This is a genomic window from Empedobacter sp. UBA3475, from assembly GCF_002378465.1.
GTDB classification, from domain to species: domain Bacteria; phylum Bacteroidota; class Bacteroidia; order Flavobacteriales; family Weeksellaceae; genus Empedobacter; species Empedobacter falsenii_B.
This window is the reverse complement of the sequence record NZ_DFRA01000043.1, coordinates 1-18,635: the sequence shown is the minus strand read 5'-3', so window position 1 is coordinate 18,635 and position 18,635 is coordinate 1. Positions and strand designations below refer to the sequence as shown.

Below are 18,635 nucleotides of genomic sequence, written 5' to 3'. Positions count from 1 at the left end.
GTAAATTTTTAAAAATCAAACTTAATTCCTTGCGCCAATGGCACTTCTGTCGAATAATTAATTGTATTCGTTTGTCGTCGCATATACGCTTTCCAAGCATCCGAACCTGACTCACGCCCACCTCCAGTTTCCTTTTCTCCACCGAAAGCGCCGCCAATTTCAGCTCCAGAAGTTCCGATATTTACATTTGCAATTCCACAATCAGAGCCTTGCTGACTCAAGAATAATTCAGCTTCACGAAGATTATTTGTCATAATAGAAGACGATAAACCTTGTGCCACATTATTCTGAATTTCAATTGCATTTAACACATCTCCAAAATATTTGATTAAATATAAAATTGGAGCAAAAGTTTCATGTTGAACAATATCAAAATGATTCTCAACCTCAGCAATAACAGGCTTTACATAGCAACCGCTTTCAAAACCATTTCCTTCTAAAATTCCTCCTTCAACGATAATCTTTCCTCCTTCTTCATTAATTTTTTCTAATGCTTTTGAATACATTTCAACCGCATGTTTATCAATCAATGGACCAACATGATTTGCTGTATCCAACGGATTACCTATTTTTATTTGTTTGTAAGCATTTACCAACGATTCTTTTACTTTATCATAAATCGACTCGTGAACAATCAAACGTCTTGTTGTTGTACAACGCTGTCCAGCCGTACCAACTGCCCCAAAAACAGCCGAAGTTAGCATAACTTTTAAATCAGCATCTGGCGTAACAATAATCGCATTATTTCCACCTAATTCTAAAATTGTTTTACCCAAACGAGCAGCAACAACTTTATTCACTTCAATTCCCATTCGCGTAGAACCTGTTGCAGAAACCAAAGCCACACGAGCATCTTGCGCAATTAATTCACCGATTGTTTTATCGCCCATTACCAAAGAAGAAACGCCTTCTGAAATATTATTTGCTTTTAAAACTTCTGCTAAAATATGTTGACACGCAACCGCACACAAAGGTGTTTTTTCACTTGGTTTCCAAACTACAACATCACCGCAAACCATCGCTAAACATGTATTCCAAGACCAAACTGCAACTGGAAAATTGAACGCAGAAATCACGCCTACAATTCCAAGCGGATGATATTGATCGTACATGCGATGCAAAGGTCTTTCCGAATGTATTGTCGAACCATATAATTGACGCGATAATCCAACAGCAAAATCACAGATATCAATCATTTCTTGCACTTCACCCAAACCTTCTTGATAAGATTTTCCCATCTCATACGAAACCAATTTTCCCAAGGAAGCCTTTTTCTCACGAAGTTTCTCTCCGAATTGACGCACAATTTCTCCTCGTTTCGGAGCAGGAATCATTCGCCATTCTTTGAAAGCAACTTGTGCTTTTTTTATCACTTCTTCATAATCATCTTTTGTTGATGACTTAACTTTTCCAATCAATTTTCCGTCTACTGGCGAGTAAGAAGAAAGCTCTTCACCTTTTCCAAACCAAGTATTTCCTGTTGATGTTCCAAGATTTTCGGAAGAAATACCTAATTCTTTTAATTCGTTTTCTATCATTTTTTTGTGTTATTTTGTGTTTTTAACTTTTACCTAAATTAGTCAAAAGTTTCATAAATTAAAATTTTTAATAAATATTATTCAGAATAATTTTTAATTTAGTGAATAATCGTTAGATTTAATAAAATAAAACCGCATAAAATGAATTCAACTACAGATTATTTTAAGATTGATGATTTATTGACAGAAGAACACAAATTAATTCGTCAATCTGTTCGAGATTTTGTGGACAACGAAATAAAACCTGTGATAGATGATGCTGCGCAACATCATAAAGATATTCCAGATTTAATGAAAAAATTAGGCGCAATTGGTGCTTTAGGACCTTATATTCCTGAAGAATATGGAGGTGCAGGATTGGACCAAATGTCGTATGGATTAATCATGCAAGAATTAGAACGCGGCGATTCGGCTGTTCGTTCTGCTGCATCAGTACAATCTTCGTTGGTGATGTATCCAATCTTTTCTTTTGGATCTGAAGAACAAAAACGCAAATATTTACCAAAATTAGCTTCAGGAGAATTCGTTGGAAGTTTTGGATTAACTGAACCAAATCACGGTTCAAATCCTGGCGGAATGGAAACTCGTTTGACTAAAAATGGTGATCATTATATCTTAAATGGAGCAAAAATGTGGATTACAAATTCACCAATTTGTGATATTGCAGTTGTTTGGGCAAGAGATGAAGAAGGAAAAATTCGTGGTGTTATTGTAGAACGCGGTATGCAAGGTTTTACAACGCCAGAAACATTGAATAAATGGTCATTAAGAGCTTCAAAAACAGGTGAATTAGTTTTCGAAAATGTCAAGATTGAAGCTTCTCAAATTTTACCAGAAGTAAGTAGTTTACGCGGACCATTATCTTGTTTAAACTCGGCTCGATACGGAATTTCTTGGGGTGTAATTGGCGCTGCAATTGATTGTTACGAATCTGCTTTGAAATATTCGTTAGAACGAACACAATTTGGAAAACCGATTGCTTCTTATCAATTGCAACAGAAAAAATTAGCTGAATTTATTACAGAAATTACGAAAGCTCAGTTGTTATGTTGGCGATTAGGAACGTTGAAAAACGAAAATAAAGCAACTCCTGAACAAATTTCTATGGCAAAACGCAACAATGTAAAAATGGCTATTGATATTGCGCGAGAATCTCGTCAAATTATCGGTGCAATGGGAATTGTAGGCGATTTCCCTATGATGCGACATGCAGCAAATCTTGAATCAGTGATTACTTACGAAGGAACGCATGATGTCCATTTATTGATTACTGGAGCAGATGTGACAGGAATTAATGCTTTTGTGTAAGATATTTTTTCATACAATCATATATTTTTATAGGTTTACAATTCGTTTGTAAACCTTTTTTATTTATCACACATGAAATTGAAATCAATTCTACTTATCATTTTTTGTATTCAGGCTATTGTTCTTGATGCACAGGAAACCTACAAAATTACGTACGAACGCTTTTCGAATGGAAAGAAAGTCGAAGAAAATAACCCCATACAAGTTATTGCGAATACAAAAGAAACCGTTATTGGAAAGCAACAAAGTTTTAGTAATTCTTCAAATTATCCTGATGAAATGTTTTATTATACCAAAACAAACCCATCAATTATTTCCTTGATTACACAATTTGACCCGACTAATTCTATTATTACAAATGATTCTGTCGCGTTCAATAAATCTGTTTTTACAATTTCTAAAGAAACAAAACGAATTTTAGGTTTACGTTGTAAAAAAGCAACAACAAATATTAATTCGAATACAATAGACGTTTGGTTTGTTGACAATATGGAATTGAATGCTTCTCCAACAATGGTTGGAATGAATTTAGGTTTTGTGTTAGAACTTACACGAAATAATAATTCAACGATTCGAGCTTCGAAAATAGAACGCGAAAAAGATTTGATTCCAAGTCAATTTATCCAAAAAGAATTGCATCAAAATAGAGTTGATTTATTGACATATAAAGACATTATTTGGAAAAGTAAATTCGTTGATATTCCACTTTTATCACATCAACAAGTTAACTTTAGTAAAGATTTTTCGTCAAATGATTCAATTTATCGCTTTGCTAATGGAACTGTTGTGGTTCGAAAAATTAAAATTCCTCAAATTAAAGTAGGAAGCCAAGTTTTCTTAAATGTTTCGCAACAATCAAATGGTGATGCTTACGACAGAACTGGTTCTGTGTTTTTGATTCCCCGTGATTCTAAAATTACATTTATGGATGGTTTACAAAAAGGAATTAATCAATTACCGATTTTTACATCTGCAAATAATAAGAAATATCAAGGTTATTTTTTGACAGAAAATTATTCGCCAACTATTGAATTAATGCGCTTTTTCACACCTTTTGGAATTAAAAAATTCAATCATATTCAATTAAAAAATCAAACATGGGAAACCGAAGCAAAATATCGTCAAGAAATCACAGAATTTCAAGGTTTATTATCTGATCAAGAAGTTTTGATTGGTTTCTTCATTGGAAATTATGATCAAGGCGGACATATTATTTCTGCCAATATTTCTGTTCATCCATCAGGTTCTACAACAATGCCAATTAAAAAGGTTTTACCAATTTTCAATACTGCAAATGTGATGGAAATGGCTGGACAAGAATACCCTACTTTGTTCGAAAATCCGAATGGTTTTACAGTAGAATTCACGTTGAAAGAAGATTACAACAATGCTAAATTACGTTTTACAACAACTGGACATGGCGGTTGGGAAAATGGTGATGAATTTGTTCCGAAAGAAAATAGTATTTTTCTTGATGGACAAAAAGTATTTAATATAGTTCCTTGGAGACAAGATTGTGGTTCGTATCGCGCTTACAATCCTGCTTCTGGTAATTTTGACAATGGTTTATCATCATCTGATTATAGTCGTTCTAACTGGTGCCCTGGAACAATCACAAATCCATATTTTATAGATTTGGGCAATTTAAAAGCCGGAAAACATAGTATACAAGTAAAAATTCCGCAAGGAAAACCAGAAGGAAATAGTTTCAGTTATTGGAATGTTTCTGGTGCTCTTTTAGGAGAATAATTTTTTTGGAGCAAAAAGATTTATTAAACGTCTTTTTGCTCTATTTTTTTATGATTTATCAAAACCGTTAACCAATCTACAATATCTTGATATACTTCATCTTTGATAGATTCATTCAATATTTCATGTCTCAAGTTTGGATATAGTTTCATTGTTACATATTGAAATCCATTTTGCTTTAAATCTTTATACGATTGCAAAACTCCTTTACCAAAATCACCAATTGGATCATCTGCTCCACTCACAAAATAAATAGGTAAAGATTGCGGTATATCTTTTGTCCAATTCTTTTTTGTTGCTTGTATATTTAAATTAATCAAAGTATAAAAACCGTTAACAGTGAAAGGTATTCCGCAAAGAGGATCTTTCAGAAAATTTAAACGATTTAACTCATCTAAACTAAACCAATTAGTCTCATGAAAATTTTCTTCATTTTGAAAATGTTTATTATTCGATTTTAAAAAAATAGTATTAAGTAATTGACTTCTTTTATGAGGAATCAATTTATTTAGAAGACTTAAAAAACTACTCAATAATTTAATTCCAGGAATCCTACCTCCTGTTCCCATAATTATAGCACCATCAAAATGATTTCCATATTCTTGAAGTAGGCAACGTGTTATAAACGATCCCATTGAATGTCCCAAAATAAAATGTGGTAATAAAGGGTATTTATTCTCTAACAAATTAGCTAACTCTTTTGCCGTATTTATTAAATTTTCTTTTGGATTGTCTAAGCAGAAAAAACTGTAATCTTCTTCTATTTTAGCTGTTTGTCCATGTCCTAAATGATCATATAACAAAACTAGAATTCCTTTGTCAGCCAAATACTTTGCAAAATTTTCATATCGCCCACTATGTTCTTGCATACCATGGACAATAAGTAAAGTAGCTATAATCTCATCTTCTGGAAGAATTACTCTATTATAAATATTCTCTGGTATTGACATTTTTATTAAGATTTAATAATTAATTTACAGTTTTACTTATTCAAAATCAACATTTTTATGAATAAATCATTGACTTTTTCAACAAATTTCAAGCCGATAAATAAGATCTAAAATTTCTAATTTTATAACTAAAAAAACGAGGTAAAATAAAAATTAACCTCGTTTTTTTATGATGTATGATAATTTTACTTTTTCGTTTTAATTGTATTCTTATAAATCTGACCATCTTTAATAATCACTAAAAAGTTTTTATCAGGATTAGCTATTAATGATAAATCTTTCAACGGATTTCCATCAACCAAAATCAAATCTGCTAAAGCTTGTTCTTCTACAACACCTAATTTCCCTGGATATGGGCTTCTTAAACCAGATAATTGCAACAATGGTACATGCCTATACGCCGAGAGCTGTGCAACGTGCTGTGGAAGCAGGAGTGAAGTCAATTGAGCATGGTCAAATGTTAGATGAAGAAACATTAAAAATTCTTGCCAAAAAAGGAGTTTGGTTAAGCCTTCAAAATTTGATGGATAATAATGAAAACATGGACGAGCAGCGAAAAGAAAAACGTAAACCAGTTTTGGATGGTCAAGATAAAGTTTGGCCTTTAGCAAAAAAACTTGGTGTGAAGCTTGCATGGGGAACGGATTTCTTGTTTGAACCTGAGTTGAATGATGATCAAAATAGTTACATATTACGTCTTCAAAAATGGTTTACAAATGCCGAAATTTTAAAGATGGTTACGCAAGATAATGGAGAATTACATACGTTCCCCAATCTTCAGCAGCATCAACTGCAGCTTTCATTTCGTCAAAAGTATATTGTGTAACATCAATCGGATCATAAGCAGAAGACGTTCCTCCACCTGCCATTAATTTGATTTGACTCGCACCAAAACGTAAATTCTCTCTTGTTGCAGTCAAAACTTCATCTCTTCCATCAGCAATAAAAGTAGCTCCTAATTCCTCTGCACGAGATGCTTTACCAAAAAAACGACGCGAACGTTCATCAGGAGTTCTAAAATCTCCGTGACCAGCTGTTTGACTAATCGTTGCACCCGAAGGCCAAATTCTAGGCCCTGCAACTTTACCTTTATCGATGGCTAATTTCAAGGGAAAAATTGGCCCACCAGCATCACGAACACTCGTAAAACCACGCATCAACATTTTGTGGGAAGCTTCGCCAACCTTATTCATTAACATTTCTTCGGACATATCTGGCGACATCATTTGCGCCATCGTCAATGAACCAAATACCATGTGTACATGAACATCTATCAAACCTGGCATCAACGTTTTTCCTCCTCCATTAATTTTTACAACGTCTTGATTAGGTGAAGAAATTTTTGCAGAACTAATTTTTTCAATTTTTTGCCCAGAAACCAAAACATTCATCGGCGATGTTAATGCTTGAGTTTGATGATCTAAAATTCTAACATTTTCAATTAAAATCTGTTTTGTTTGAGCAAAAGTAAAAGTGGTAGCGAGAAAAAAAAGTGCTATTATCGACTTTATTTTCATAATTTATTGTTTAATTGCCCTAAAGATACGTTGAATGCGTGTAATTTGAGGATAAAGTTTAAATTAAAAATATATTCATTTAAATCATTCAAACAAAAACCCAAATTTACTTTTTATTAAAAGAAAATACTATATTTGTTGACAACCAAAAGGTTTTAACTTAATTTTCCTTGGTGATAAAGATTTTTAACTGTTTTGAATTAAATAGACAAAATCTTGTTTTACGGCTTATCTTCTTCCGACTATAATCGTTTTTTAAGGAATAAAATTTAATAAAAAATTAGCAATCAATACACCTTTTCTACCCAAATAATCGGATAGAATTTTGTAAATTTGTAACCAATACATTAGAAAATTTAATGGAATATAATACACTTCGTTCGCAATTGATTATTCCAGAATATGGTCGTCATATTCAAGAAATGGTAAATCATTGTAAAACAATAACAGACGAAACAGAACGCAACGGATTTGCCGAAATTATAATTGAAGTAATGGGAGAATTAAATCCTCACTTGCGCGATGTACCAGATTTTCAACATAAACTTTGGGATCAACTTTTTATCATGGCAGAATTTGATTTGGATGTAAAATCTCCTTATCCAATTCCGACAAAAAAAGATACGGTAAATAGTAAACCAAATAAAGTAGAATATCCAAAAAGCATCTATAAATACAGATATTACGGAAACAATATTCGTAAAATGATTGATGTTGCTGTAACGTGGGAAGAAGGCGAAAAACGCGAAGGTTTGTACTTTGCGATTGCCAATCACATGAAAAAATGTTATTTACTTTGGAATAAAGATACTGTTGATGATCAAGTTATTTTTAATCATTTGTACGAATTATCTGATGGTAAAATTGATTTGAGAAAAGTTGATGATCATTTGGTTTCTCCTGATCGTTTAAATTCGAATAATAATCATTCAAACAACAATCAAAACAATAGAAGTTACCAAAACAATAATCGTAATCATCAAAATAACAACAATCGAAATAATAACCAAAATTCGAATAATCGTCAAAACAACAATAACCGAAATAATCAAAATAACAACAATCGAAACCAAAACGTTCGAAACAATAAAGGTTAAATCAAAACTATTTAATACAACTAAATGGCTACATTTCAAATAAAGGGAGGGAAACCTTTGAAAGGAGAAATTACTCCGCAAGGTGCTAAAAATGAAGTACTACAAATTTTATGTGCGGTTTTATTAACCAATGAACAAGTTCGTGTTAAAAATATTCCAGACATCCGAGATGTCAATCGTTTGATTGAAATTTTGGGTGATTTAGGCGTAAAAACACAAAAAAATGGAAAAGGAGATTTTACTTTCCAAGCCGACGAATTACGATTAGATTATTTAAAAGGAAAACAATTTCGTAAAGATGGTGCTGCATTACGTGGATCAATCATGTTAATGGGACCACTTTTAGCTCGTTTCGGAGAAGCTTTTATGCCGAAACCTGGAGGAGATAAAATTGGGCGTCGTCGTTTAGATACGCACTTCGAAGGTTTCTTTGCGTTAGGAGCAAAATATCGCTTCAATCCAGACGAAGATTTCTACGGTGTAGAAGTAGACGAAAACGGATTGCAAGGTTCTTATATGTTATTGGAAGAAGCTTCTGTAACAGGAACTGCAAATATTATTATGGCTGCAGTTTTAGCAAAAGGAACAACAACTATTTACAACGCTGCATGTGAGCCTTACATTCAACAATTGTGTAAAATGTTGAACCGAATGGGTGCTAAAATTTCTGGAATATCTTCGAATCTTTTAACGATTGAAGGAGTTGAGAAGTTAGGCGGAACTGAACATACATGTTTACCAGATATGATCGAAATTGGATCATGGATTGGTTTAGCTGCCATGACAAAATCTGAATTAACAATCAAAAATGTTTCGTGGGAAAATTTAGGTGTTATTCCAGATGTGTTCAAAAAATTAGGAATCAAATTAGAGCGTCGTGATGACGACATCTATATTCCAGCACAAGAACATTACGAAATCGAGCGTTTTATTGACGGTTCTATCTTAACAATTTCTGATGCGCCTTGGCCAGGATTTACACCAGATTTATTATCAATTATCTTGGTAATTGCCACTCAAGCAAAAGGAAGCGTTTTGATCCACCAAAAAATGTTCGAGTCTCGTTTATTCTTCGTGGATAAATTAATTGATATGGGAGCGCAAATTATTTTATGTGATCCACATCGCGCAACTGTTATTGGTCTTAATCACGAAACACCTTTAAAAGGAGCTGAATTAACTTCTCCAGATATTCGTGCTGGTATGTCTTTATTGATAGCTGCACTTTCTGCAAAAGGAAAAACTGTTATTCATAATATCGATCAAATTGACCGTGGTTATGAAGATATCGATGTACGTTTACGTGCTATTGGAGCTGATATAATTAGAGCTTAAAAAATAAAAAATGCAATCTATTATTGAGTTTATCACCAATTTTGTTCAACGCCCAGACAAGGTATTAATGGACATTATCAATAATTACGGTTATTGGATATATGTTATTTTATTCCTGATAATTTTCGCTGAAACTGGTTTAATTATCATGTCATTTTTAATGCCTTTTTTACCTGGAGATGCACTAATCTTTTCGATTGGAATGATTGCAGCAAGCGATGACCAAAACCATTTGCATATCGAATATATTATTCCGTTACTGATGGTTGCAGCAATTCTTGGTGATAACGTAAATTATTATGTTGGACGAAAATTTGGCGGTTGGATTTTAGGACGAAAAGACTCATGGTTTCTTAAAAAGAAACATATCGAAAAAGCAACAGAATTTTTTAACGAAAATGGTAAAAAAGCAATTATTATTGCTCGTTTTATGCCTGTTGTTCGTACTATAATTCCATTTATTTGTGGTGTTACAAACCTTAATTATCGCACATTTATTACCTATAGTTTTATAGGTGCGGTGCTTTGGGTTGGCGTTATTTCGCTTTTGGGACACACATTAGGTCAGTTTGACATTGTAAAAAATAATTTAGAGAAATTCATTTTCGGAATTATATTATTGGCGAATATGCCGTTGATTATCCGAATCGTGAAAGCTCAATTCAATAAAAATAAAACAGAAGAATGAGACAATTTGGATTAATCGGAAGAAATATTTCTTATTCATTTTCTAAATCTTATTTTGCTGAAAAATTTAAAAACGAGAACATTGTAGACGCTGTCTACAATGTTTTTGATTTACAGCAAATCGATGAAGTAGAAAAAGTATTCGAAACCGAAGGTTTAGTGGGCTTTAATGTCACAATTCCTTACAAACAAGAAATCATTCCACTTTTGGACGAATTATCGCCAGAAGCCAAAGCAATTGGTGCGGTAAATACCGTTTTAATAAAAGATGGAAAACGAATCGGACATAATACAGATTGTTACGGTTTTCATCATTCGATAGAACCTCTTTTAGAACCTCATCACAAAAAAGCGTTGGTTTTAGGAAATGGAGGCGCTGCAAAAGCGGTTTTTTATATTCTTAATTTATTGAAAATTGACTATAAAATTGTTTCGAGAACAAAAACCGAAAATCATTATTCTTATGATGAATTAAATAAAGAAATCATTCATAATCATCAAATTATTGTGAATTGTTCTCCAGTTGGTACTTTTCCAAATACTGAAATCGCTCCACTTCTACCCTACCAATTTATCAACGAAAATCATTTATTGTACGACTTGATTTACAATCCACCATTGACAAAATTTTTAGAAAATGGTCAACAAAATGGAGCCAAAATAAAAAATGGTCACGAAATGTTGGTTCTACAAGCCGAAAAAGCTTGGGAAATTTGGAATAATCGTACAAAATAGACTTGATATTGTCCTCAAATTTTATTAGATTTGAGAAACAAAACTTAATTTCTTATGAATACTGAAATGGATAACCTGCAAAATGCAGACGGAGAACAATTACCTAAACCTGCAAATACAAACGACTCTAACACGGAATCTTACAAAACGGTAGAGTTAACGAACCAAGAAAAAATAAGCGATATTTCGTTCAAAGATTACGAAAAATTTAGTTTTGATGTTTTGATTAACGAAGCAAAAAATCTATTAAGCAAATATGATGTTCAAGAGATTCGCGAGCATTTTAATCAAATTCGTGATGCATTCAAAACTAAATTAGAAGAAGATGAAGCTGCAAAAAAAGAAGCTTTCTTAAGTGAAGGTGGTGATGAATTAGATTTTAAATACGAAACATCTTTTAGAGCAAAATTTAACGCTGTTTACAACGATTTTAAAAATCAATTAGCAGTTTTTCATAAAGAAAACGAAAAAAAGGAATCTGATAATTTAAAGGAACGTTTAGAAATTATTGACGAATTGAAAGCCTTGTATCAAGAACCAAGTGATTCTTCGGCGGCAATGTTCAAGAAATTTCGTGAGTTAAAAACTCGTTGGCACAATGCAGGAAGAATTCCGAGCAAAAATGCTGAAAATGTATTCAAAAATTATTTTTTCCACTTAGATAATTTCTACACATATTTGGATATGAATAAGGAATTGCAAACATTGGATTATGCACATAATCTGGAAGTTCGTCAATCGATTATTAAACGTGCAGAAGAATTAATTGGAGAGCAAAACGTGCAAAAAGCTTTGAATGAATTGCAATATTTGCATCGTTTATGGAAAGAAGAAGCCGTTCCTGTACAAGAAGATTTGCGCGAACCAACGTGGCAAAAATTCAAAGAATTAACAAATAAAATTCATGACCGTAAAGGTGAATTGAATGAAAAAATAAAGCAAGAGCAAAAAGATAATTTAGAAAAGAAGAATCAAATTATCGCTCGTATCAAAGAAATTTCTGAGCAAGCAACAACAAAATCGCATGGCGATTGGCAAAAAGCTATTTCTGAAATAAACTCTTTGCGTGAGAACTTTATCACAATTGGGCGTGTTCCGAAGGATAAAAATTCTGCAACTTGGGAAGCTTTCAAAGAAGTTACAAGACAATTTAATCACATCAAAAATGATTTCTATAAAAATCTAAAATCAGAGCAACAACTGAATCTTGAAAAGAAATTGGCTTTGTTAGAAATTGCAAAACAACATATGGAAAGCACAGACTGGAATGCTTCTGTACAAGTGATTAAAAAAATCCAAAATGATTGGAAAAAAATTGGTCATGTTCCAAGAAAAAATTCAGACAAAATCTGGAAAGAATTCAAAGATACATGTAATCAATTCTTTGATCGTTACAAAAAACGTCACGAACAAGCGAATCAAAAATTGGAACTAAATTTCGAAAAGAAACAAGCTTTCTTAAACGATTTCAAAAATCAAACGATTTCTGAAGACAAAGATGAGGCGTTGAAACAATTAGAAGAAATTCAACATAATTGGACAAGTTTAGGAAAAGTTCCATCAGAAAAAATTTCAATCAATCAAGAATTTACAGATGTTTACCACAAAAAATTAGATGCTTTAAATCTTTCTAAAAATGAATTGAGCGATTATAAGTTGAAATCATTTGTCAATAAAGTAAAATCTGGAAATAATGGAAATTTATTGGATGATGAGATTAGAAAAACACGTAAAATAATTGAGGATTTAGAAAAAGAAATCAACCAATTGGATAATAATGTACATTTCTTTTCGAATGCAAATGAGAACAATCCTTTATTAAAAGATGTTTACAAGCAAATTGACGATAAACGTAAAAAATTAATTGAAGCAGAAATCAAACTGAAAACATTATTCAATATTGATTTTAATGCATAATTTTTAGGCATGACACAACAATCTATCGATGAGCAATATATGGCTCGTTGTATACAAATTGCAACAAACGGGTTAGGAACAACATATCCTAATCCGTTTGTTGGTTCTATTATTGTACATAACAACAAAATTATTGGCGAAGGTTTTACCTCAGAATATGGTGGACCACACGCCGAAGTGAACGCAATTAATTCGGTCAAAAATCAGGAATTATTAAAGGAATCTACGTTATATGTTACGTTAGAACCTTGTTCACATCACGGAAAAACGCCTCCTTGTGCGGATTTGATTATAGAAAAAGAGATTCCAAAAGTCGTAATCGGAACTCTAGATCCTTTTGCGAAAGTAAATGGACAAGGTTATTTGCGTTTGCTGAAAAATGGTGTTGATGTAACTTTAAGCGTTTTGGAAAAAGAATGTATAAAACTTAATAAACGTTTTATCACTTTTCATCAGAAAAAACGTCCATATATTATCTTAAAATGGGCGCAAACAGAAGACGGATATATGGGGCGTGATGATGTACAATTGTGGATTACAAACCAATATACAAAACAGTTAGTGCATAAATGGCGAACAGAAGAACAAGCTATTTTGGTTGGAAAAAACACAGCTTTAATTGATAATCCGCAGCTTAACACGCGATTATGGGAAGGAAATAATCCGTTAAGAATTGCGATTGACAAAAACTTAGCTATTCCGAGAAGTTTCCATTTGTTTGATCAAACACAACCTACTGTAATTTTCAATTCGATTGAAAATTGTTCTGAAGAAAATTTAGAACTTGTTCAATTAGATTTTACACAAAAAATATTGCCGCAAGTAATGGATTATTTGTACGAAAACAATATTCAATCCTTGATTATTGAAGGTGGAAGTGATACCATACAACATTTTATTGATGCTGATTTGTGGGATGAAGCACGAATTTTGAGTTCGGATACTATTTGGAATGAAGGTATTTTAGCTCCTCGACTGAAAGGAACTCGAACTGAAAAGCATCGCTTTTTGAATGACGAATTAAATATTTTCGAAAATAGAATAGAAATTGAAGAACCTTAGATTTTAAGGTTCTTTTTTATTATCTTTTATCAATTATTAAATCTGTTTCTAATATCCAAAGAGAATTTTTGATAAGATTATGATTATTAAGATTTAATTCATCTAAATCTTTATCAAATAACACTAAAACTCTTCCTTCAAATAAATCATTATTTATTTCAATAACTTTTCCACTTTCTCCAATTAAAATCCAATAATGATTTTCATCTCTTAAATTATTTGTATTCTTTTTTCCTAAAAAAGTATTTAAAATTACTTTATCATTCAATTTCATTCATAATTTTTTTCATCACTCATAAATATAAAACCTTTTTTCGTTAAAAGTACTATTTAAACTATCTTTGCGGTACTTTTCAATACAACATGACGGACAATTATCGTACAATCGAGAAAGCGGTGGAAGATGTAATTTTCAAAGAATTGGGTAGTAAGTTTATTAATTTTGCTTATCCAATTGAAAATGAAGATGACATCAAAATTTATTTGGATCAATTACGCGAAATTCATCCCGATGCAAATCATCATTGTTACGCGTACGCTCTTGGTATAGATGGTAAAAATCATCGTGCAAATGATGACGGTGAGCCAAATGGTTCGGCTGGTTTACCAATTTATAATCAAATTTTATCAAGCGAAATCACCAATGTTTTAATTGTTTCTGTACGTTATTTTGGTGGAACAAAATTAGGAATTCCTGGTTTGGTAAAAGCCTATAAATATGCGGCACAAGTTGTGTTAGAAGAAGCAAATATTGTAGAAAAATTTGTTTCAAAACGTGTGAAAATGGTTTTTAACTATGATCAACAAGGAATTGTAGAACGCAATGTCTATCGGATTTCTGGAGAAATTAAAGACAAACATTTTTCTGATAAATGTATGTTTACAATTTCAGTAAGAGAAAGTAAATTGGAAGAATTTATTCGCATGTTTGACGAATATTATCAAATGGAAATTAAAATTATTGACTAATGCTAAATAGCTTAACTTCTTTACGTTTTTTCTTTGCTTTTGTCGTTTTCTTAAGCCATTTAACGTTTGTAAAAACTGATTTAGCTTGGTATAATTATCTAAAAAATAACGTCTTTTTCGAAGGTTATCTTGGTGTTGGTTTTTTCTTTATTTTAAGCGGATTTGTTATAGCGCTTAATTACGAAAAGAAAGTCATCGACAATCCAAATTTTGATAAAAAGAAGTTTTATATCGCGCGAATTGCTCGAATTTATCCACTTCATGTCCTAACCTTTTGTGTCATGTTACCATTTGTTATCATCAATGTTTGGCAAGGTTATTTTCATTGGGATATTGCAGGTGCGAACTTATTTTTATTGCAATCTTATATTCCGGTAAAAGATTTTTATTTCTCTATTAATAACGTTTCCTGGAGTATTTCGACCGAATTATTTTTCTATTTGATGTTTCCTTTTTATGTGATTTGGTTGCATAAATTCCCGAAACTGAAATATATTTTATTACTAATTATTCCGATTATTATTTTTGCAGAACCTTATTTCAGAACAAATATGAAATTGGAAAAAGCGATTTTTTACATCAATCCAATTGTTCGCAGTTTCGATTTTATTTTAGGAATTATTACCTGTCAAATCTATAAAAAGATAAAAGATACGCCTATCAATTTTTCGAGAGGAACTTTAATAGAAATCGCTGCAATTGCTGTTTTGGCAATCTTTTTCTACTTCCACAATGATGTTGCGAGAGCTTTTCGTTACGGAATTTATTATTGGATTCCGATGGTTGGAATTGTCCTAATTTTTGCTTTACAAAAAGGTTTCTTTTCGAGAATTCTTCAACATAAAACATTGGTTTATTTAGGTGAAATTAGTTTTGCATTTTATATGATTCATATGATTGTGATAAAATATGGAAATCAATATTTACCGAAAATCAATGATTTTCAGAAAATTGGAATTTATTTCGTAATTGCTTTAATTTTAAGTGCATTAACGTTTGAATATTTTGAGAAACCCGTTGCGAAGTGGATCAAAGATAAAGTGAAGTAGTAGCGAGTATTTCTAAAAAATTAATTCAAATAGTTGATTATAACTGAGATTGTGACAATAATAATTGAAACAACAATCAAAATATCTAAGTAATTTATTTTTTTTGAACCAAAATTTGTAGTTCGTTTGCGTTTTCGTGAATACACTATTTCTTTGTTCATTTTTTAAAAGAAAATAAGCCGCGAGTTACCACGACTTATTTGTCAAATAATTAATAGTACATTATATAGTTAAAAGTTCTTAGTAATCCTATTACTGGTACTTGTAGCAACTTCCTGTTTTCTTTGCCGATTTACCTGTCATTTTATCAGATAATAGTAGAATAAATGGACATCTAACTTCTGCAGCTTGTTGTTTTAAAACTTTTTCTGCACGCTCATCTTTTCCATTTCCAGTTCTGAAGTTAATCATACCTGTTTTAGATTTTAAATCATCTCCTTTTTTCAAACCTGCAACCAAAGATTTATCTTCCAAAATAATCACTTTCCCCCAATCTTTATCGTCAGTAATTTCAATTTTATCAGAAACATCCTCAATACGAGTGCTTTTCCCGTAAAATACTTTATTAACAGAATATTTACTCAAAGACTGTATAGCATCTTCTCCATCATACGTATATTCTACTGTAAATTCTCCCACACGCTTAATCTGACCTTCGATAATCTCACCAGAATGTTTGTAAATTTTATCTACTTGTCCAAATGCTAGCGAAGCCATAAGACCTAACCCTAAAATAAAAATGTTTTTCATTGTTAATTGTTTTAAATATTGACTTAATTTTAATTGATTTCTAAAATACTTTCAGTTTCGTTGATTGTAATTATGGTTTTTAGAGGACTAGATTCCAGTAAACCATAATTTTCTTTTAGATTGGTGGTCGGTTTTTTCAATAAATCAATTAATTGATCAATTGATTCTTGATAAATTTTCTTTTTTGTAGAGTTCTTAACTAAAGAGATATAATACGTCTTATAGTTTTTCTTAATTGGAGCTTCTTTTTCTATTTCTTCTGCAATATTTTTAAAGAAACTTGTTCTATTTTCAGAATTTTTGACCACAATACGCTTTATATTTTTCCCTTCAGTTTCAACCTCAATATTCAACGTATATGGTTCAATTTTTACTGAATTGTACATTACTTTTTGGTTTCCAAAATTATCTTCAATAGATGTAGAAGAAACCTTATAAAAATCCTCTAACTCATTTACACGATTTCCAATAAATTGTTTTAAATTTTTGTAATCCAAATTTTGAGAGAAACCTAAACTACACAACAGTAGTAATAAAGTAGATAAAATAATCTTCATTTTTAATAAATAATTAGCTATTAACACCAGATTTATGTGCTAAATAAATTCTTTGCAAATTTTAGGATTCAGTACTTAAATTCCTATTTTTGCAGGAGTAGTTATGAGGTAGTTTAACGATTACTACCTACAGGTAGTTGAATTACTTTACTAAATATCAGTTATATAATAAAAATGAATAACAAAACACTTTTTATATTCTTTACTCTATTTTTTACCCAGGTAGGGACAGGAAACACTATAAATTCCGAAATTCTAAAGAAAAAAATTTCATCTTATAATGAAATTGGTTCATTTGATAAATCAATTATCAAATTGGATAGTATTATACATTCTAAAAACGTAACGAATTACGATTTATATAATTTGTATTTGTTAAAATATCTTACGTATAAAACATTATTAAATTATCCAGAAGCAGAAGAAAATTTAAACGTTGCTGAAAAATATGGTTTAAAGAGTTCGAAATATAAAGTCGAAGTTGAGACAAGAGTTTTAATTGAACGAATCTTCATCCAATTTGATTATTTAAAATATGATAAGGTTAAGGAATTGCTTCAAAAAGTAAATAAATCTAATTTAAAATATTTGGATGCAGAAACTTATGGCTTTTATATTTCTGTTTTAGGCACAATGAATAGTTTAAATAAAAATTATATTCAGGCAGAAAAAGATTATTTGGAAGGTATAGAAATTTTGAAGCAAAAATCTCCCAAACATTTACCTAATATTTATAGAAAGCTTTTACACTTATATACAGAAACAAAGGACAATAAGAAGGCTTTAGAAGCTTTTAACAAAGGTTTGTATTATGCAAAACATTATAGTATAAAACTTTATATTTTGAATATGTATGAATCTCTTACTTAGTATTATGCGCAGAATGAAGATTGGGAAAAAGCATACAAAACAAGATTAATTGTAAATGATCTTGCAACTGATTATGATGCAATTAATCAAAGTGGAAAATTACAAAATTTAGAACGAGAAATTATTAATAAACGAAATGATTTAGAAGTTCGAAATCAAAAAAATATCCGATTATTTCTAGTTATTATTTCTACAATTCTAATCATATTATTAATTGTTCTTTATAAATTCTACAAGATAAACATCGAAAAAAGAAAACTTGTTGAAAATGAAAATGAACGGATGAGAAATAAACTTTCTGATTTGATTAATCATTCGAATAACGCAAATCAAGTTGAAAAGAAAATCATTTTAAGTGATTATAATCTTTCGGAAAGACAACTGGATATCATCGAATTAGTGAAGAAAGGATTTACAAATAAAGAAATTGCAACTGAACTCTATATTTCTGAGAATACCGTGAAATATCATTTAAAGGTTATTTACAATACTTTGGGAATAGAAAGTCGTAATTCGTTGTAAATAAAGGCAATATCCAAAAAACT

At 31.1% G+C, this 18,635-nt stretch carries 20 protein-coding genes; 13 read left to right on the top strand and 7 right to left on the bottom strand.

Features of this window, described 5'->3' with window-relative positions:
* Positions 1-8: 8 nt before the first annotated feature.
* A complete protein-coding gene (locus B3I31_RS09915) occupies positions 9-1,538 on the bottom strand; it encodes an aldehyde dehydrogenase family protein (RefSeq protein WP_291060684.1) in 1,530 nt (509 codons plus the stop codon).
* A gap of 141 nt (positions 1,539-1,679) precedes the next feature.
* Between B3I31_RS09915 and B3I31_RS09910 the strand changes: the two genes are divergently transcribed.
* Positions 1,680-2,846, top strand: coding sequence for an acyl-CoA dehydrogenase family protein (locus B3I31_RS09910; protein ID WP_286477688.1), 1,167 nt, complete (start codon positions 1,680-1,682; stop codon positions 2,844-2,846).
* 72 nt (positions 2,847-2,918) lie between these two features.
* Positions 2,919-4,595 carry a PNGase F N-terminal domain-containing protein gene (locus B3I31_RS09905; RefSeq protein ID WP_286495764.1) on the top strand — a complete coding sequence of 559 codons (1,677 nt, stop codon included), beginning with the start codon at positions 2,919-2,921 and terminating at the stop codon, positions 4,593-4,595.
* A 23-nt stretch (positions 4,596-4,618) separates the two neighbouring features.
* Here the strand turns inward: B3I31_RS09905 and B3I31_RS09900 are convergent, their stop codons facing one another.
* A complete protein-coding gene (locus B3I31_RS09900) occupies positions 4,619-5,545 on the bottom strand; it encodes an alpha/beta fold hydrolase (RefSeq protein WP_286495763.1) in 927 nt (308 codons plus the stop codon).
* 185 nt (positions 5,546-5,730) lie between these two features.
* Positions 5,731-5,928: a hypothetical protein gene (locus tag B3I31_RS09895; RefSeq protein ID WP_286495762.1), complete on the bottom strand. Its 198-nt coding sequence runs from the start codon at positions 5,926-5,928 to the stop codon at positions 5,731-5,733.
* Here B3I31_RS09895 and B3I31_RS09890 point away from each other — a divergent pair.
* Positions 5,928-6,371, top strand: a complete 444-nt coding sequence (locus tag B3I31_RS09890; RefSeq protein ID WP_286495761.1) for a hypothetical protein — start codon at positions 5,928-5,930, stop codon at positions 6,369-6,371. The genes B3I31_RS09895 and B3I31_RS09890 overlap by 1 nt on opposite strands.
* Here the strand turns inward: B3I31_RS09890 and B3I31_RS09885 are convergent.
* Positions 6,283-7,062, bottom strand: coding sequence for an amidohydrolase family protein (locus tag B3I31_RS09885; protein WP_286495760.1), 780 nt, complete (start codon positions 7,060-7,062; stop codon positions 6,283-6,285). The genes B3I31_RS09890 and B3I31_RS09885 overlap by 89 nt on opposite strands.
* A 359-nt stretch (positions 7,063-7,421) precedes the next feature.
* Here B3I31_RS09885 and B3I31_RS09880 point away from each other — a divergent pair, with 359 nt between their 5' ends.
* From B3I31_RS09880 to ribD, 6 genes are read left to right on the top strand one after another with little or no spacing between them, the layout of a single operon-like run.
* The gene (locus B3I31_RS09880; RefSeq protein WP_038336666.1) at positions 7,422-8,159 is read left to right on the top strand and encodes a DUF4290 domain-containing protein; all 738 of its coding nucleotides are present in this window, start codon (positions 7,422-7,424) and stop codon (positions 8,157-8,159) included.
* Between the two features lie 24 nt (positions 8,160-8,183).
* On the top strand, positions 8,184-9,494 hold the full coding sequence (gene murA / locus B3I31_RS09875) for a UDP-N-acetylglucosamine 1-carboxyvinyltransferase (protein WP_115000020.1): 1,311 nt from the start codon (positions 8,184-8,186) through the stop codon (positions 9,492-9,494).
* A 10-nt stretch (positions 9,495-9,504) separates the two neighbouring features.
* Positions 9,505-10,182 carry a DedA family protein gene (locus tag B3I31_RS09870; protein ID WP_038336669.1) on the top strand — a complete coding sequence of 226 codons (678 nt, stop codon included), beginning with the start codon at positions 9,505-9,507 and terminating at the stop codon, positions 10,180-10,182.
* Positions 10,179-10,916 (top strand): shikimate dehydrogenase family protein, encoded by a 738-nt coding sequence (locus B3I31_RS09865; RefSeq protein WP_291060680.1) that lies wholly within the window; start codon positions 10,179-10,181, stop codon positions 10,914-10,916. Before B3I31_RS09870 ends, B3I31_RS09865 begins: the two co-directional genes overlap by 4 nt.
* A gap of 54 nt (positions 10,917-10,970) precedes the next feature.
* The gene (locus B3I31_RS09860) at positions 10,971-12,833 is read left to right on the top strand and encodes a DUF349 domain-containing protein (protein WP_291060678.1); all 1,863 of its coding nucleotides are present in this window, start codon (positions 10,971-10,973) and stop codon (positions 12,831-12,833) included.
* A 9-nt stretch (positions 12,834-12,842) separates the two neighbouring features.
* Positions 12,843-13,895, top strand: coding sequence for a bifunctional diaminohydroxyphosphoribosylaminopyrimidine deaminase/5-amino-6-(5-phosphoribosylamino)uracil reductase RibD (gene ribD / locus B3I31_RS09855; protein ID WP_291087965.1), 1,053 nt, complete (start codon positions 12,843-12,845; stop codon positions 13,893-13,895).
* 19 nt (positions 13,896-13,914) lie between these two features.
* Here the strand turns inward: ribD and B3I31_RS09850 are convergent, their stop codons facing one another.
* Positions 13,915-14,169, bottom strand: coding sequence for a hypothetical protein (locus tag B3I31_RS09850; protein WP_180906391.1), 255 nt, complete (start codon positions 14,167-14,169; stop codon positions 13,915-13,917).
* An 89-nt stretch (positions 14,170-14,258) separates the two neighbouring features.
* Here B3I31_RS09850 and B3I31_RS09845 point away from each other — a divergent pair, with 89 nt between their 5' ends.
* Both B3I31_RS09845 and B3I31_RS09840 read left to right on the top strand, forming a co-directional pair.
* Positions 14,259-14,864: an IMPACT family protein gene (locus B3I31_RS09845; RefSeq protein ID WP_219034897.1), complete on the top strand. Its 606-nt coding sequence runs from the start codon at positions 14,259-14,261 to the stop codon at positions 14,862-14,864.
* Positions 14,864-15,913 (top strand): acyltransferase family protein, encoded by a 1,050-nt coding sequence (locus B3I31_RS09840; protein WP_219034896.1) that lies wholly within the window; start codon positions 14,864-14,866, stop codon positions 15,911-15,913. The genes B3I31_RS09845 and B3I31_RS09840 overlap by 1 nt, the downstream gene beginning before the upstream one ends.
* 252 nt (positions 15,914-16,165) lie before the next feature.
* Here the strand turns inward: B3I31_RS09840 and B3I31_RS09835 are convergent, their stop codons facing one another.
* Both B3I31_RS09835 and B3I31_RS09830 read right to left on the bottom strand, forming a co-directional pair.
* Positions 16,166-16,663: a hypothetical protein gene (locus B3I31_RS09835; RefSeq protein WP_244957947.1), complete on the bottom strand. Its 498-nt coding sequence runs from the start codon at positions 16,661-16,663 to the stop codon at positions 16,166-16,168.
* 29 nt (positions 16,664-16,692) lie between these two features.
* Complete coding sequence (locus tag B3I31_RS09830) at positions 16,693-17,220, bottom strand: hypothetical protein (protein WP_147280012.1); 528 nt, start codon at positions 17,218-17,220, stop codon at positions 16,693-16,695.
* Between the two features lie 174 nt (positions 17,221-17,394).
* Here B3I31_RS09830 and B3I31_RS09825 point away from each other — a divergent pair, with 174 nt between their 5' ends.
* Both B3I31_RS09825 and B3I31_RS09820 read left to right on the top strand, forming a co-directional pair.
* Positions 17,395-18,090, top strand: coding sequence for a hypothetical protein (locus B3I31_RS09825; protein WP_291048991.1), 696 nt, complete (start codon positions 17,395-17,397; stop codon positions 18,088-18,090).
* 282 nt (positions 18,091-18,372) lie between these two features.
* Positions 18,373-18,612, top strand: a complete 240-nt coding sequence (locus B3I31_RS09820; protein WP_219035088.1) for a helix-turn-helix transcriptional regulator — start codon at positions 18,373-18,375, stop codon at positions 18,610-18,612.
* Positions 18,613-18,635 lie beyond the last annotated feature (23 nt).

Bases quoted from the DNA above. Each gene is read 5' to 3' on its own strand.
- B3I31_RS09915 (WP_291060684.1), bottom strand. From the start codon at position 1,538: ATGATAGAAAACGAATTAAAAGAATTAGGTATTTCTTCCGAAAATCTT.
- B3I31_RS09910 (WP_286477688.1), top strand. From the start codon at position 1,680: ATGAATTCAACTACAGATTATTTTAAGATTGATGATTTATTGACAGAA.
- B3I31_RS09905 (WP_286495764.1), top strand. From the start codon at position 2,919: ATGAAATTGAAATCAATTCTACTTATCATTTTTTGTATTCAGGCTATT.
- B3I31_RS09900 (WP_286495763.1), bottom strand. From the start codon at position 5,545: ATGTCAATACCAGAGAATATTTATAATAGAGTAATTCTTCCAGAAGAT.
- B3I31_RS09890 (WP_286495761.1), top strand. From the start codon at position 5,928: ATGGTACATGCCTATACGCCGAGAGCTGTGCAACGTGCTGTGGAAGCA.
- B3I31_RS09885 (WP_286495760.1), bottom strand. From the start codon at position 7,062: ATGAAAATAAAGTCGATAATAGCACTTTTTTTTCTCGCTACCACTTTT.
- B3I31_RS09880 (WP_038336666.1), top strand. From the start codon at position 7,422: ATGGAATATAATACACTTCGTTCGCAATTGATTATTCCAGAATATGGT.
- murA (WP_115000020.1), top strand. From the start codon at position 8,184: ATGGCTACATTTCAAATAAAGGGAGGGAAACCTTTGAAAGGAGAAATT.
- B3I31_RS09870 (WP_038336669.1), top strand. From the start codon at position 9,505: ATGCAATCTATTATTGAGTTTATCACCAATTTTGTTCAACGCCCAGAC.
- B3I31_RS09865 (WP_291060680.1), top strand. From the start codon at position 10,179: ATGAGACAATTTGGATTAATCGGAAGAAATATTTCTTATTCATTTTCT.
- B3I31_RS09860 (WP_291060678.1), top strand. From the start codon at position 10,971: ATGAATACTGAAATGGATAACCTGCAAAATGCAGACGGAGAACAATTA.
- ribD (WP_291087965.1), top strand. From the start codon at position 12,843: ATGACACAACAATCTATCGATGAGCAATATATGGCTCGTTGTATACAA.
- B3I31_RS09850 (WP_180906391.1), bottom strand. From the start codon at position 14,169: ATGAAATTGAATGATAAAGTAATTTTAAATACTTTTTTAGGAAAAAAG.
- B3I31_RS09845 (WP_219034897.1), top strand. From the start codon at position 14,259: ATGACGGACAATTATCGTACAATCGAGAAAGCGGTGGAAGATGTAATT.
- B3I31_RS09840 (WP_219034896.1), top strand. From the start codon at position 14,864: ATGCTAAATAGCTTAACTTCTTTACGTTTTTTCTTTGCTTTTGTCGTT.
- B3I31_RS09835 (WP_244957947.1), bottom strand. From the start codon at position 16,663: ATGAAAAACATTTTTATTTTAGGGTTAGGTCTTATGGCTTCGCTAGCA.
- B3I31_RS09830 (WP_147280012.1), bottom strand. From the start codon at position 17,220: ATGAAGATTATTTTATCTACTTTATTACTACTGTTGTGTAGTTTAGGT.
- B3I31_RS09825 (WP_291048991.1), top strand. From the start codon at position 17,395: ATGAATAACAAAACACTTTTTATATTCTTTACTCTATTTTTTACCCAG.
- B3I31_RS09820 (WP_219035088.1), top strand. From the start codon at position 18,373: ATGAGAAATAAACTTTCTGATTTGATTAATCATTCGAATAACGCAAAT.